Below are 657 nucleotides of genomic sequence, written 5' to 3' on the forward strand. Positions count from 1 at the left end.
TGGAGAACGCAATGTCTCCTTCTACACGCGCTAGTGGCGCTCCCAAACACATATGGATACCCTGTCCAAAGGCGAGATGACGTTTGATTGTACGTGTAATATTCAGCTCCTCTGGGTCCGTAAACTGGAGCTCGTCCCGATTTGCTGATTTCAATACAGGAATGACCATATCTCCTTTTTTGATCTGCTGCCCAGCTAGTTCAATATCTTCAGTAGCAAAACGCGGTCCTGCCATTGTGGACGGCCCGTTGAAGCGCAGCAGTTCTTCCACGGCTGCAGGAACCAGATTGAGGTTGGCTTTTAGCTTCTTCAGTTGCTCGGGATGATCCAGCAACATCAAAGTGCCCGTAGCGATCAGATTCGAGGTTGTCTCATGACCGGCAAAGATCAATAGCGAGATCATCGAGATTAGTTCTGCTTCGTCGAGTCGATCTCCCTCCTCTTCGATGGCAATTAACTGGCTGATTAAGTCACCAGCAGGATGCTGGCGTTTCTCAGCCACAAGCTGCACGATGTATTCTCCGAAGGCCCGTATTTGCTCTGCGACTCCCGGATCTTTTCTCCCTAGGCCTAGGCCGTGTGCGATGGCCTCAGACCAGCCGCGGATTTTTGTTCGGTCTGCTTGAGGCACCCCAATCATGTCGGAAATTACATTTA

1 protein-coding gene is annotated in these 657 nt (G+C 50.7%); it reads right to left on the reverse strand.

Translation table 11 applies throughout. The features are described from left to right. The coding region (locus ACSMFO_RS40195) for a cytochrome P450 (RefSeq protein WP_436462545.1) at positions 1–502 on the reverse strand (502 nt) is incomplete at its 3' end. Positions 503–657: the final 155 nt, after the last annotated feature.

It is taken from the genome of Amycolatopsis sp. w19 (genome assembly GCF_051373225.1).
GTDB lineage: Bacteria > Actinomycetota > Actinomycetes > Mycobacteriales > Pseudonocardiaceae > Amycolatopsis > Amycolatopsis japonica.